The 13,276-nt window shown below is 53.7% G+C and carries 11 protein-coding genes and 2 tRNA genes; 9 read left to right on the top strand and 4 right to left on the bottom strand.

From position 1 onward, the window contains the following. Window positions 1-53 precede the first annotated feature (53 nt). From Y017_RS02005 to Y017_RS01995, 3 genes are all read right to left on the bottom strand, one after another. Window positions 54-1,664, bottom strand: a complete 1,611-nt coding sequence (locus Y017_RS02005; RefSeq protein WP_035458504.1) for an acyl-CoA carboxylase subunit beta — start codon at window positions 1,662-1,664, stop codon at window positions 54-56. After that, complete coding sequence (locus Y017_RS02000; RefSeq protein WP_011588274.1) at window positions 1,664-2,533, bottom strand: SDR family oxidoreductase; 870 nt, start codon at window positions 2,531-2,533, stop codon at window positions 1,664-1,666. Before Y017_RS02000 ends, Y017_RS02005 begins: the two co-directional genes overlap by 1 nt. Window positions 2,534-2,600: 67 nt before the next feature. Further along, entirely contained in the window at window positions 2,601-4,385 is a 1,785-nt protein-coding gene (locus Y017_RS01995; protein WP_011588275.1) for an acyclic terpene utilization AtuA family protein, read from the bottom strand. Window positions 4,386-4,665: 280 nt separating this feature from the next. Here Y017_RS01995 and Y017_RS01990 point away from each other — a divergent pair, with 280 nt between their 5' ends. From Y017_RS01990 to Y017_RS01975, 4 genes are all read left to right on the top strand, one after another. Beyond that, on the top strand, window positions 4,666-5,262 hold the full coding sequence (locus Y017_RS01990; protein WP_011588276.1) for a TetR/AcrR family transcriptional regulator: 597 nt from the start codon (window positions 4,666-4,668) through the stop codon (window positions 5,260-5,262). After that, complete coding sequence (locus Y017_RS01985; RefSeq protein WP_035458501.1) at window positions 5,259-5,447, top strand: hypothetical protein; 189 nt, start codon at window positions 5,259-5,261, stop codon at window positions 5,445-5,447. Before Y017_RS01990 ends, Y017_RS01985 begins: the two co-directional genes overlap by 4 nt. Before the next feature lie 203 nt (window positions 5,448-5,650). Continuing rightward, a tRNA-Val gene (locus Y017_RS01980) sits at window positions 5,651-5,726 on the top strand. Window positions 5,727-5,762: 36 nt separating this feature from the next. Next, window positions 5,763-5,839, top strand: a tRNA-Asp gene (locus Y017_RS01975). Window positions 5,840-6,284: 445 nt separating this feature from the next. Here Y017_RS01975 and Y017_RS15370 read toward each other — a convergent pair. Then, window positions 6,285-6,452, bottom strand: a complete 168-nt coding sequence (locus tag Y017_RS15370; RefSeq protein ID WP_158319816.1) for a hypothetical protein — start codon at window positions 6,450-6,452, stop codon at window positions 6,285-6,287. Between the two features lie 138 nt (window positions 6,453-6,590). On the opposite strand from Y017_RS15370, the gene Y017_RS01970 reads away from it, so the two are divergent. The 5 genes from Y017_RS01970 (at window position 6,591) to Y017_RS01950 (ending at window position 13,247) form a co-directional block, all read left to right on the top strand. Continuing rightward, window positions 6,591-7,949: a hypothetical protein gene (locus Y017_RS01970; RefSeq protein WP_035458499.1), complete on the top strand. Its 1,359-nt coding sequence runs from the start codon at window positions 6,591-6,593 to the stop codon at window positions 7,947-7,949. A 135-nt stretch (window positions 7,950-8,084) separates the two neighbouring features. Then, window positions 8,085-9,158 (top strand): cyclic nucleotide-binding domain-containing protein, encoded by a 1,074-nt coding sequence (locus Y017_RS01965; protein WP_011588278.1) that lies wholly within the window; start codon window positions 8,085-8,087, stop codon window positions 9,156-9,158. A gap of 63 nt (window positions 9,159-9,221) precedes the next feature. After that, the gene (locus tag Y017_RS01960) at window positions 9,222-10,124 is read left to right on the top strand and encodes an NAD(+) kinase (RefSeq protein WP_011588279.1); all 903 of its coding nucleotides are present in this window, start codon (window positions 9,222-9,224) and stop codon (window positions 10,122-10,124) included. An 81-nt stretch (window positions 10,125-10,205) separates the two neighbouring features. After that, window positions 10,206-10,478, top strand: coding sequence for a YeaC family protein (locus Y017_RS01955; RefSeq protein WP_011588280.1), 273 nt, complete (start codon window positions 10,206-10,208; stop codon window positions 10,476-10,478). A gap of 279 nt (window positions 10,479-10,757) precedes the next feature. Then, window positions 10,758-13,247, top strand: a complete 2,490-nt coding sequence (locus tag Y017_RS01950; protein ID WP_051428679.1) for a hypothetical protein — start codon at window positions 10,758-10,760, stop codon at window positions 13,245-13,247. The last annotated feature ends 29 nt before the right edge of the window (window positions 13,248-13,276 follow it).

The following is a 13,276-nucleotide window of genomic DNA, read 5'->3' as shown; positions in this document are numbered from 1 at the left end:
GGCCTCTGCATTCCTGTAGCCCCTCGGTCGCGGCTCTGGACCTTCAACTGTTTTTAAAGTCTTGCCACACCGAATGAATTCGGGTGGAGCTGGCGCTGTTCGGCGTCGTCGCAGATGTCCAGTGCATAAGCTACTACCCGGCGAGTGTCGCGTGGGTCGATAATACCGTCGTCCCAGAGGCGTGCGGTGCCGTATAGGGCAGTGGACTGGCTGTCGAGTTTCTGGGCGGTGCTTTGTTGCAGCATGTCGAGAACTTTCGGGTCGGGCTCAATGCCGTTGGCCCGTTGTTTGCCCTCGGCCACGATGCGCAACACCATGCCGGCTTGTTGGCCGCCCATTACCGCCACTTTGGAATTGGGCCAAGCAAAGATGAAGCGTGGGTCTAGCCCGCGGCCACACATGGCGTAGTTGCCGGCGCCGTAGGAGCCGCCCACCACCACAGAAATTTTTGGTACTCGGGCATTAGCCACAGCTTGCAGCATTTTCGAACCGTTTTTTATGACCCCGTTCTGTTCTGCATCGGTACCAACCATGAAGCCTGTGGTGTTGTGAAGAAACAGTAAGGGCCGGCGAGTTTGGTCGCAAAGTTGGATAAACTGGGCGGCCTTGGCTGCGCCACGGGGCGTAATGGGGCCATTGTTGCCGATAATGCCCACGGGTTTGCCTTCGATGGTGCTCCAACCGCAGACGGTGGCGCTGTCCCATTCGTTTTTGAAATCTAAAAACTGGGATCCATCAACGATGCGGGCGATGATTTCGCGCACGTCGTAGGGTTTCTTGGCATCGCAAGGGACCACACCGAGCAGTTCTTCGGGTGGGAATTTCGGCTCTTCATGTTCGGGAGCGTCCGCGGCCGCTCGGCGCCAGCCCAGTAGTTTCACCAGATCACGAGCCTGGCTAATACCGTCTGCATCGGATTGCGCTAGGTACTCGGCGGTGCCGGCAGTACCCGCATGCATTTCTGCGCCACCCAGTTCTTCGTCGGTGGCAATCTCTCCGGTAGCGGCTTTCAGTAGTGGCGGGCCGGCTAGGAACATCTTGGCGCGTTCGCGAACCACTACCACGTAATCAGACAAGCCTGGTTGGTAGGCGCCACCGGCGGTAGCGTTACCATGAACCACGGTGATTTGGGGGATACCCGCGGCGGACAAGCGTGCTTGGTTGGCAAAGGTGCGGGCGCCATCCACGAATACTTCTGCGGCATAATTCAAGTTCGCACCACCGGATTCCACCAAGCTTACCACCGGTAGTTTATTCTCCAGGGCGATGCGTTGCAGACGCAGGGTTTTGTGCAAACCAGAGGGAGAAATGGTGCCGCCCTTGATGGCCGAGTTAGATGCCGTGACCAAACACCGCACACCGGATACATAGCCGATGCCGGCAATAGTGCCGCCGCCTGCTTCGGTGCCGTCTTTGTCATCGTGCATTTGGTAGCCGGCCAGGTTCATAAGGCTCAAAAACGGAGAGCCGGCGTCCAGCAGCCTGGAAATACGCTCGTGAGGAAGCAGTTGGCCGCGTTTTTCAAATTTTGCCCGTTTGCTTTCCGCGGTATCGACTACGGCCTGTTCGATGGCGCGGAACTCTTCTATCGCCGCAAGCAGAGCCTCACGGTTTTGGCGGTATTCTTCGCTGTTGGGGTCAATTGCGCTGTCGAGAGTGGCCATTAGAGATCCTTGAAAACGTCCGGGGTGGTGGCGCGGTGGAAACCATCGAACGGTTTGCTTTTGTCGTGGGCAGGCAGTGGGAAGATCGCCACGTTGCCCTGGCTGGCAGCGCCATCAATACGTAGGGTGTCGCCACTGATGAAGGCAGCTGCGTCGCTGAGCAAAAAGCAAATCGCGCCGGAAACTTCCGCTTCATTGCCCATGCGTTGAAGGGGTACGGCGGCGCGTAAGGTCTTAAGCGTTGCCTTGAAGCCTTCAGGGTAGGTGTCCATGCCACTGGACATGATCCAGCCAGGAGCGACTGCATTGACGCGCACACCGCAGCTACCCCATTCATAGGCGGATGTTTGGGTGAAGTTAACCATGCCGGCGCGGGCGGCGCCGGAGTGCCCCATGCCCGGCATGCCGCCCCACATGTCGGCGACGATATTAACGATGGCACCACCGTTTTTATTCATGCCCTGAAGAAACACTTCCCGGGCCATCAGAAAGCCGCCAGTGAGGTTGGTGCGCACCACGGCTTCCCAGCCTTTTTGGCTGATCATAGCCAGAGGTGAAGGGAATTGGCCCCCGGCGTTGTTGACCAGACCGTGGACCACGTCTACGGCTTTGTAGACCTCGGCCACGGTGGCTTTGACTGCCTCTTCATCACGGATATCGCAAGAAAACCCCAGCGCTTGTCCGCCGTCTTCGGCAATTTCCGCCGCCACCGCATCGAGTTTTTCCTGCTTGCGACCGATCAGCACGACTCGAGCGCCGAGTGCGGCCAGTTCATGGGCGGTACAGCGGCCAATGCCGGAGCCGCCGCCGGTAACAATGATGTTTTGGCCGGCGAACAGGTTTTCTCTAAAAACAGAACGGTATGACATTATCTAATCCTTGAAATCCTAAAGGCGCTAACCTGCATTGGCTGCAGGCAGCGCGCTACAATCAAAATTACTTGCTCACTGCGTCGGCGATGGTCTGGCTGACGGGGATAGGCATATCCAGTAACTGTTGGGCAAATGCTTTACCTTGCGGATCAATACGCAGCGACGCGATACCTCCCCCGCCCAAGGCATTTTTCAACAGGAAGTTGAAGGCATTCATGCCGGGCATGGACCAGCGATGAACGCTGCCTGTGTCCGGGTCAAGTACGTGTTGCATGTAATGACCGACCGCCTGTTCGCTGAGGGCGGCGTTCAGGTAGGGCAGGTATTCCGCTTTGCGGGCAATCACTCCGATATTGGCGTGATTGCCCTTGTCGCCGCTACGGGCCCAAGCTAATTTGATCAACGGCACGGTGATGTCGCCGCTAGCGGTACCATAATCGCTATCCTTTGGTAGAGCGCTGGCGTCAAAGATCTGGCCTGTGGGAATGTCCACGGGGTGGGATTTGCCATCCAGATCAATGCTTGCGGTGACCGCATTCTTATCCACCAAAGTGGAGAACAGACGGATGCGGGGGAATGGTTTTGGGCGACCACCGACTAGGCCGGATAGACCAGGAGCCATGCCAGTGGCTGCTTGGGCTATTTCCCGGGCAAACAGGCCAAGGGCTTTCTTGTCATCGTGCAGAGCGGCAATTTTTACCACCACTTCACGGGTGTCGGCACGCCGGGCGTTGGCACCATAGGTCGTTTCACTGCCAAGTATTTCCACATTGGTGTCGCGGAACGGGGCCATACCTTGTTTTTCAAACAGGCCGGCCACTTTCTTAAGAATGGCATCGGCGACGACCTGGCCTTTTTCTGGAGCATCAATGCCGCCCATTAAAAATGAGGCCGTAATGCGGTTGCCATCGGGGTAGGTGGCGGACACTTTGTAGCTGTCGGTGGGCGGGCGGCCCAAGGCGCCAGAGACGCTAACCCGGTGTTCGCCGACCTGCTCCAGTTTTACTTGGGTAAAATCGCAGACCACGTCGGGCAGTAAATAGGCGCGAGGGTCGCCAATTTCGTAAACAATTTGTTCGCCGACGGTGGCGCAGGTGACAAGCCCTCCGGTGTCCGCAGGCTTGGTAATCACAAAGTGCCCATCCTCATGGCACTCGGCCACCGGAAAGCCCATGTTGTGGAAGTCAGGGACTTCACGCCAGTCGGTGAAATTGCCACCGGTACATTGCGCGCCACACTCAATCACGTGGCCGGCAAGGGAGCCCTGGGCCAGTTTGTCGTAATCCTCGGTGGACCAGTTGAACTCGTGCATCAGCGGCCCCAGTACGACGGCGGAGTCGGCAATGCGCCCGGTGAGTACAATGTCGGCACCGGCGTCAAGCGCCGCCTTGATGGGCAGAGCGCCCAGGTAGGCGTTCATGGTGACTGTCATGGGGGGCAGGGGAGCACCACTATCCAGTTCGGTGACAGCCGCAAAATCGTTGCGGCGGCTGTTTAGGTCGTCTCCTTCTACTAGGGCGATTTTCATTTCCACGCCAGCAGCAGCAAAGGCTTTTTCCAAGGCATCCCGACAGGCGCGCGGGTTTACTCCGCCAGCATTGCTGACAACCTTGATGTTTTTTGCCTTGATGTCTTTTGCTAGGGGGGTCATCACGTTAGTGACAAAGTCATGGGCATAGCCGGCATTGGGATCTTTCATCCGTGCCCCGGCCATGATCGACAGAGTAACCTCAGCGAGATAATCGAACACCAAATAATCCAACTCGGTTTGGTGGACGAGCTGGAAAGCAGCACTGTTGGTATCGCCCCAGAATCCGGCGGCACAGCCGATGCGAACAGGCTTTGTCATGGTGGCTCCATTTGCGTGTGAATTCATGGTCTCGTAAGCTACCAAGCAAGCGCTTGGTTTGTAAAGGACGAGAACAGCAGTTGGAAGTGAAAAGTTGAATCATGGTCTGGGTTGGCTGCCAGGCATTGACTTCATGCGCCGCGATTCACTCTCTGAGGATGGGAGCGTGTCTGCCTGATTTCAGGGCTGCGTTTTTTAATGTTTCACGTTCTCCTGCTCCTGCCTTGCTGCCCCCCGCGCGTAAGCGGGATAATGTGTGCGTTAATGATAGGGGTAAGCAATGGCTGGCTTAATGGCAATTCATGGAATTGATGATTCTCCTCGTGGGCGGTTGCTCAGCGCGGCGGCGCATCTGTTTCGGGATAAGGGGTTCGACCGTACCACTGTCCGCGATATTGCGGCATCAGTTGGGATCCAGAGCGGCTCTATTTTTCATCACTTTAAAACCAAAGAGGATATCCTCTATGCCGTGATGGAAGAGGTAATCCACTTCAATACTGAGCGTTTGCGTCAGGCGGTGGTCGCCCACAGCACGGGGCAGGAGCAATTGCGAGCGCTGATCCGAGCGGAGTTACAGTCCATTGTGGGCGATACTGCCGAGGCAATGACGGTGATGGTCACCGAGTGGCGCTGCCTGAGTGAGGATAAGCAAGCCAGGGCACTAAAGTTGCGCGGTATCTACGAGCAACTGTGGCTGGATGTGCTAACACGCCTACATAAAGAGGGGGTTTTTACCACTGATCCCTTCATTATGCGGCGTTTGCTGACAGGGATGACCGGTTGGGCGCCAAATTGGTTTGACCGCGAGGGGCCGCTGAGTCTGGATGATTTGGCCGATATTATACTTGCCCGTGTGATTGGTGAGGCGGAGAGATGATTGGTAACGCGATAGCCTGGGGGAAAACAGGTTACTCCATTATTGAGGAGGGGGAGTTGAACCGACAGACTTGGGCGCTGGATGTGCATCACTACTTACTTGCCAAGCCCAATGGACAGTTACTGCCGGGTCAGTTCAGCCTGGCAGAGGCTAAAGCCAAGATTGAGGCACTAGAAGCTGGGTGACAGCGTCCAGCTCCAATCTTCAAGCTACTAAGCTGTGTTGTGGTTTGTGGCGCGAAGTTTGATATTTGATGCTAATCCCTCTCATTTTGCCCAAGTTTTAGACATATCGACCATTTTCTAGGCAAACGATCAATTTTCTGAAAAAAGCCGTTGACACTCTCGGCCCAATCCATAGAATGGCGCCCACTTCGCAGCGCGAACAAGGGTGATTAGCTCAGCTGGGAGAGCATCTGCCTTACAAGCAGAGGGTCGGCGGTTCGATCCCGTCATCACCCACCATATTTTGTAAGTGAAAGAATTCCGTAAGGGATAAGTGGAGCGGTAGTTCAGTTGGTTAGAATACCGGCCTGTCACGCCGGGGGTCGCGGGTTCGAGTCCCGTCCGCTCCGCCACTATTCAGCAAGAAAGGCTCTCCTTATGGAGGGCCTTTTTTGTGTCTGCTAGTTTCGTGACATCGGGTTCTGGGGCCTGATGTAATACTGTCGCTTTTACCTTTGAGTAAGCGTCCCTCCCTTCGTGATTCTTTACATCCAGATTTTTCCTGCCTGGCGTTTTCTTTCATGAACTTGTCACTTTTCTTCTGTCTAATCATTTGGACAACAAATGAAATGGTAAGGAAGAAAAGGCAATGGATGATTATTTGGAAGAACGCATAGAACAAAGGCTGTTAATGGAAAGCTTGGAAGAGTGCCTTGAAGATGATGGCTGGGTGGACGACGGTGAGGAGCTGTAATCCTCGACCGTTTGTCTATGTATAATGCCGTTCGTGCTCTTTGATTCTTACTTGTTACTGCTTCGTACTCACTTCCCCGCCGCTTATCCCTGTAATGCTTTGTTTTATCCTTTCAGCTTCTTGTGTCTGGAGGAGGTTCCTGCCTTTTCTGTCGCAAAGTTATCCTGATACGCTTCTGTTTGGGTTCGTTGCCGCAAGCTATTGTTGTGGCCGTAAAAGGTCTTCAGGCTTGATGGGGAAGCCTGGCGTTGACGCTTTTTTTTAACTGCCATTCAGGTCACACTCTTTTGATAGTGCCTGACTATAATTGACTGCAGTGTGACGGCGGGTGTCAGATTGTGAATGACGCACCTTGGTCGGTGTGCTTGTGCCAACCAACAATAAATAACTTCATAAGAAGGACAGACAGCATGGCAGCATCCTCTGTTACCTCGGAAGCAATTCTGTTTTTTGACCACCGGGGTATTTCCAAAAGCATGCTCTACGCCGATTTTGAAGCCATTCTCGATGGCATGGTGGGGATGCCGGAATTTGCAGATAAAGAGGTGCGATGCGCTTATTGTTTGGTCAACGGTCAGTTACGGGTTCGCTCTGTAGTGTTATTTACCATCGATTTTGATGAGGATGGCATGGCCGATACCACCTGGAATGTGCCGTTACGGCATTTGGCGGAGCATGCGGGTCAAGGGCCCGACATGGGGGCTGGACCGATTCGTCTTGCCTGCCGTAGCCAATGCCCGGTGGCCTGGCACCAGGATCAAATGTGGGACCCTGGCATGAAGCCCGGCGCCAACGATTTTATTGCTATCCGTGACTCCATCCGAGAGCGTGGCCCGAAAATGGGCCTGGTAATGGATGATGAAATGGAGGCTGTGCCTATTGTGATTGGGGCGTCTGCACCGACGGTCGGCCTGGAGAGAAAGGATGTCGAGAAGAAGGCGGATCAAGAACGGGTAAGGCTGGCTCGCATTATCAAGGAGCTGCGCCTGCGGGTGCAAACCCTGGAAAACACCCAGTCAGAAGACGCGGCTAAGGTGCGCTATGCGGCCCAGCAAAAAGAAGAAATTCTTATTGCTCAGTTGGAAAAGGTAATGGGGCAGTTCAAGGCAATCAAATCGCAGAATGGAGCATTGCGAGAGCAGAATGATTCCTTGAAGGGGCAATTATTATCCCTCAACCAAAGTTTGGAAGAGCAGAACCGGCGCAGTGAGCATCAGGGTAGTGAGATGGAGGTGCTGACTGAGCAGTACAAGCTGGCGTTGGAGCAGCGCCTGGAAGAGGAGCGGGCGAAGATGTCAGAGCAGCTACACTCGCTGGAAATGGATGTGCTGACCCGTGATGATCTTATCGGCCAGCTTCGCGAGGAAATTTCTGAGCAGAAACGCAACAAGCTGAAAGACGCCAACAGCGGAGCACAGAAGACGCTGGAGAAGCTTGAAGAGCTGGGGTTGAGTTTTATTGCGTTTCATCCTGGTGCCGGGCATATCTCCATTGCAGCCGATCAGGTGGCCAGTTACATGGAGAATCCCACTGCCTTTGCGGCGCGCAAATGCCTAGTCACCGAGGATCATTATCGTGCTTGGCTATCCCATTATGAAAGCCCGACCTGCCAGGTGCCTATAGGCGCGGAGGGGGCTCCCTGTGGTAAGCGAGTGATTCGTGTGGAAGTTCCCAATCAGTTCAAGCCGGGGGTGTCTGATTGCAACGCTAACCGCTGCCAGAACTGCCGCAATGATTCCGCCATCGATAACGTACTGCGATTCCGCTAAGTCGGCAATTGTGAACTGGTTCCGCCAGGTGCTTGATTGGTAAGCTTTTTGCAGCGTATTTCTCCGATGAGGGTTTCGGCCCGCGCCACGCTTGTATTCACCATAGCAACAACAAGAACATCGGGAGCCACTGTTATGACACGGCAATCCATCGATAAAAGCCTGTTACAGACGTTTGTGCCAGTTAATGCTCTGTCTGGAGATCAGCTTGACTGGCTGCTTGACCAGCAGGAAGTGTGTCGCTATGTGTCAGGTGATGTCCTTTTTTCGCTGGGAGACCAAGACAACACCACCATCTATCTGCTTAGTGGCAAGGTTGAGCTGAGCGATGAAACCGGTGATCGGCGGACAGTAAGCGCTGGGGATACGGCCTCTTGGCACCCACTGGAGCATGTCCAGCCTCGCCGCAGCACCGCCAGAGCGGTAGGCGATGTGAGTGTGGTGCGATTCGACAGTTTCCGACTCGATACCATCCTCTCTTGGGATCAATCTGCGGGCTACGTAATTCTAGACATTAATGCTAACTCTGCGTATCAGAACGACAGGGAATGGATGATACGCCTGCTCAAGTCCAAGCTTTTTCATCGAGTGCCGCCCAGTAACATCTTGGGGATTTTCAGCCGACTTAAAGCGAATCGTCACAAAGAAGGTGAGCGGATTATTCGACAGGGAGAGGCTGCTGATTGCTGCTATATCCTCAAAGAAGGCGTGTGTGAGGTGTCTATTAACATAGGGGAGGGCGAGCCGACTTCGGTGGCCATGCTGGAAGAGGGTGAGTGGTTTGGTGAAGAAGCATTGCTATCTGGCAAGCCCCGTAATGCCACGGTATCTATGGCAACGGATGGTGTCTTGATGAGGTTGGACCGACAAGATTTTGATGCCCTGCTCCGCGAGCCGATCATCAAGACCATGCCGGGTGATCAGGTGCTGTCTTCGGCAGAAAAGGGCGCTTGGTGGCTGGATGTGCGTACTAGCGACGAATTCGATCAGGAGCATTTGGTAGGAGCGACCAATATGCCGCTTAACGTATTGCGTCTCAAGTCTCGCCTACTGGACCCAGGCAAGACCTATATCGCTTACTGTGATACAGGTCGACGTAGCGCCACCGCCGCTTTTCTGTTAAAAAACGCCGGCCTGGATGTGATCGTGTTGGATGGCGGTCTGAATGCCAATGCTGTTACCCTGAACGAGTACCTGACTCAGGGGTAGTGCTTGCCGGTTGGTGAGGCTGCCCAGTCCGGCTTCCGCAACAACCTAAGCAGCACTACCTGAATGAGATCCCTTGTGGCGCAAGAGAAATTTCGCAACATCGGTTTGATCGCACGGTCTGAAAGTGAGCAGGCGCTCTACTCATTACGCCAGCTCATTCATTTTCTGCATGGCCGTGATTGCACCGTTATCCTCGATAAACACATTATTGGTCATCTTCCGGAAATGGGATTGCAGGCTGCTAGTGCCTCACAAATGGGGGAAGCCTGCGATCTGGTGATTGTGGTGGGAGGGGACGGTAGTCTGCTAGGTGCTGCGCGTACCCTGGCTCGCTATAAAGTGCCGGTATTGGGCGTGAATCGGGGCCATCTGGGCTTTCTCACCGATATCCTTCCTTCTGAAATTGAATCCCGGGTCGGCCAGGTGCTGGATGGTGAATACAGTACCGAAAAACGGTTCTTGTTGGATCTGGAAGTGCGCCGGGGTAGGACCGTGGTCGGCGAGGGGAGCGCTCTCAACGATATCGTGCTGCTATCCGGTGACAGTGTACACATGATCGATTTTGAGTTGATGATCGACGGACACTTTGTCTACGGGCAGCGCTCCGACGGGCTGATTGTTTCTACGCCCACCGGTTCCACCGCCTATGCGTTGTCCGGTGGTGGGCCAATCATGCACCCTAAGCTGGATGCCATGGTCTTGGTTCCCCTAAACCCCCACACCCTGACCAGTCGCCCCTTGGTGGTAGCTGGGGATAGTGAAATCAAAATTCACATCACCACAGAAAAAGTGCGGCCGTTGGTCAGTTGCGATGGCACAGAGGGGATTCGCTTGCAGGTTGACGATGTCATTGCGATTCGCAAAAAACCTCACCGCTTACATTTGATTCATCCCCCGGGGCACGATTTCTATCAGGCTTGTCGGTCTAAATTGGGCTGGAGTTCCCGGCCCGGTGACAACAATTAGGCCGAGTAATACTGTATAGGCCGTGGGCCGCCCAAATCTATGTAGCGTGTCGCGTACCGTGACCTTTTGAAGAGTTAAACCATGAGTTACCAGAGTTTTGACGACCTGATTGCGAGTATGGATCAGAACATTTGCGATAACATGCGTCGCGCTATTGAAACGGGTAAGTGGGCCGATGGTCGCGTTTTATCCCGCGAGCAAAAAGAGCTTTGTCTTCAGGCTGTTATTGCTTGGGAAACCCAGAATTTACCTGAAGAGCAACGTAGCGGTTATATGGAGCAGGCCTGTAAAAGCGGGGAGGAAAAAACCGAGGATCAGCCGGTAACTCTGCGTGGCCCGGATACTCTGCAGTAAACATATTATAATGAGATAAATCGTTTTGACCGGCGAGTCGTCCCTGAAAAAATGCCTGCGGGCGTTTCCCTCCGTTATTCTCCTCAATATCGCATTGGTGGAGAAATAGAATTGATGTAATGTTCCTATGCACCCTCTTTTCACTGGGGGTAGCGTAGGCAGAAATAATGCATCTAATTATGTGCCTTCTGTTATTTGTAGTAAGCACCACCGCCGCCCTCCATTGTTGATGTGAGCAACGGCAGGAATTAAATAATAAAAAGAGGTTTGGGAGAGAAGATGCATACTTACAAGAAGGTACTGCCGGTGGCTATGGTTATGGCGCTGGCCGCCTGCGGCGGCGGGAGTGAAACCGTACCGGATCAGAGTCAAGGCGCCAGTTTTGACACTCATGCTCGTTTTAATCCTGTCACATTTGATTTGCCGCTGAATACCGATCTGGTTTTTGCAGCAGCAGCAATGTCGGATGGTACGTCGGATATCGGTGCTCCTACGAACCCTGTGGAAGTGGGGATCAATGCACTGGATGGATTCTCGACGAATGCACCGTTTGATATCTATTTCGCTGGTGGTGAGCTAGATGAAGCTTCCATCAAGGTGTGTCAGCAATCTATGTTGGCTACTGGTGAATGTGCACAATCCAACGTATTCGTGTTGGCACTGAACACGGAGGAAGGCGGGGACCCACTTGATCCAGATGATGTGAATCAAGATGCGCCTTTCCTGTTCCCTCTGGCTGAAGTGTCGGCCTCAGTGATATCCCTCGATGGTGAACAGAATAATGTATTGAGAATTACGCCGTACAAACCGCTCCTTGCCGCTACCAAGTATCTGGTTTTTGTTACCACCGGCTTGCAAGACACGGATGGCAATTCTGTTAGTGCATCACAAGCTTACAATGTGTTGGGTGAGTCTGAGCCGCCGGTTACAGGAACTTTGTTGTCTGTGCGTAACGCTATTCAGGGCTGGGAAGCGTTGGCTGCGGGCTTTATCGGTGTGGCGTCCGGGGGGGGGATTCCCGCGGAGGTGGCGAAAGCGTCGGTGGTGGTTTCTTATACGTTTACTACTACCGATCCGATTACCCCTTTGCTGGCGAATGCAGCTCCAAAGGCGGCGATTGTGCAGGCTCAACAGAAAAGCTTTGGCGTGGATCCCAATTTAGCCGTGCAGAATCTTGGCGCCATTCTTATGGAGGGCGTGGATTTGAATTCGCCTGAGCCCCGTGCTGTTTCTGTGTCAGCATCGGGTATTGATGTAAGTGATCTGACAAATGGGGCTCTGGAGGCCGGTGTGGTGTCGTTGTACACCGGGTTAATGGATATTCCCTATTATTTGCGCACCCCCGAGACAACGATTTCCGGCAATTATAAGCTGGATAGCTGGCAACCAGATCAGGCGCTTGGCGCCGCATTGTTGGCAAAAATAAAAGCAAGCCTTCCTGTAGAAGCAGCATCGCAGCTACCAGCTCAACTGCCTCTGCCTGATGCGGATGGCTCTACTTTCAACGTAACTTATCGGTACCCCTTTGTTGAGCAGGTTAGCCTTGAATCTGTTCCTTTACAGCTAACACTCCCTGATGGGGCTTATGAAGTTCAGCCTGGTGTTACCTGCGGCATGGCTAAACCAGATGGTTTGCCTGTGGTTATGTATGTGCATGGGATTGGCAGCGACCGCACTTCTGTTGTTTCGCTCGCACATAGCCTTGCTAAAGCCTGTGTGGCAACAGTGGCGATTGATTTACCTTTGCATGGGGCTCGCGCTTTTGAAGAAGGCAATGCCGCATTCAATTTCATTAACTTAGGTGTGTTGACCAATACTCGTGACAACCTGCGCCAAAGTGTCATGGACCTGCTGAACCTCAACGCCAGTCTTTCTAATATCAGCGTAGCGCTTGAAAATGAAGGGATGGTTGGGCTTGATACCCGTGATGTGAAGGTGGTGGGCGTTTCTTTGGGTGGTATTGTGGGGGCGACTTACGCAACTGTTAACCAGCTGGCAGTGGCTGTGGATGGCCAGTTGGCCGCACAGGCCGCTACCCCGTCATTTGCGAGCAAGCTCAATCCATTGAGCGGTTTGGTGATATCTGCTGCTGGAGGGCAAGTGACTCAGTTGTTGATCAATTCGGAAAGTTTGGGGCCGTCTATTGAGAATGGTTTGGCAGCAGAAGGCGTTGAGTCGGGTAGCTCTGATTTCGAGAATTTTTTGTATGTAACGCAAAGCACAGTTGATTCCGGTGACCCGGTGAATTTTGCTGAAATTCTAGCTGGTGCAGCATCATGTGATCCTGTAAAGGCTCAGGCGGGTGATTACGCAAGTATCCTAACCTGTGGCAGCTTGACCATTCCTGTTTTGGTTCAGCAAATTGTCGGTGGCGGTGATGTCTCCGCTTACGGAGACAACGCTGAATACTTGGCCGATCAAGTGGTGCCGAACAGCGCTGACGGAGCCCCCTTGGCAGGGACTACGCCTTTGGCTCGTTTGTTAAACGCTCAGCCAGTAGCTGCTGGAAGCGGGCCTGCTGATGTTACGGATGTGAGTGCCGCTAATGCGTTGGTTAATCTGACCGTGGGTGAGCATGCTTCTTTGTTGACGCCAGGGGACCCAGCGACGGCTGGAGGTGTCATTGCGTTGACCGAGTTACAGACCGAAACAGTGAGCTTTGTTGTGGCTCCGAATCAGACCGCAGTGGGTATCACTGAAGTTGATTTGCTTGGCAATGGTTTGGTTTTGGCTCCGACTGCGCCTTATGTGCAGATGCCGACGCGATAGTGAGCTGATCTACAGCACAACAAATGGCA

It is taken from the genome of Alcanivorax sp. 97CO-5 (assembly GCF_000524665.1).
Lineage (GTDB): Bacteria > Pseudomonadota > Gammaproteobacteria > Pseudomonadales > Alcanivoracaceae > Alcanivorax > Alcanivorax borkumensis.
Note: the sequence above shows the minus strand (reverse complement) of the source record. Positions and strands in the feature narration are given on the sequence as shown.

Coding starts and splice junctions, on each gene's coding strand:
- Y017_RS01955 (WP_011588280.1), top strand. CDS start 10,206: ATGAGTTACCAGAGTTTTGACGACCTGATTGCGAGTATGGATCAGAAC.
- Y017_RS15370 (WP_158319816.1), bottom strand. CDS start 6,452: ATGGCAGTTAAAAAAAAGCGTCAACGCCAGGCTTCCCCATCAAGCCTG.
- Y017_RS02005 (WP_035458504.1), bottom strand. CDS start 1,664: ATGGCCACTCTCGACAGCGCAATTGACCCCAACAGCGAAGAATACCGC.
- Y017_RS01985 (WP_035458501.1), top strand. CDS start 5,259: ATGATTGGTAACGCGATAGCCTGGGGGAAAACAGGTTACTCCATTATT.
- Y017_RS01990 (WP_011588276.1), top strand. CDS start 4,666: ATGGCTGGCTTAATGGCAATTCATGGAATTGATGATTCTCCTCGTGGG.
- Y017_RS01960 (WP_011588279.1), top strand. CDS start 9,222: ATGAGATCCCTTGTGGCGCAAGAGAAATTTCGCAACATCGGTTTGATC.
- Y017_RS02000 (WP_011588274.1), bottom strand. CDS start 2,533: ATGTCATACCGTTCTGTTTTTAGAGAAAACCTGTTCGCCGGCCAAAAC.
- Y017_RS01995 (WP_011588275.1), bottom strand. CDS start 4,385: ATGACAAAGCCTGTTCGCATCGGCTGTGCCGCCGGATTCTGGGGCGAT.
- Y017_RS01965 (WP_011588278.1), top strand. CDS start 8,085: ATGACACGGCAATCCATCGATAAAAGCCTGTTACAGACGTTTGTGCCA.
- Y017_RS01970 (WP_035458499.1), top strand. CDS start 6,591: ATGGCAGCATCCTCTGTTACCTCGGAAGCAATTCTGTTTTTTGACCAC.
- Y017_RS01950 (WP_051428679.1), top strand. CDS start 10,758: ATGCATACTTACAAGAAGGTACTGCCGGTGGCTATGGTTATGGCGCTG.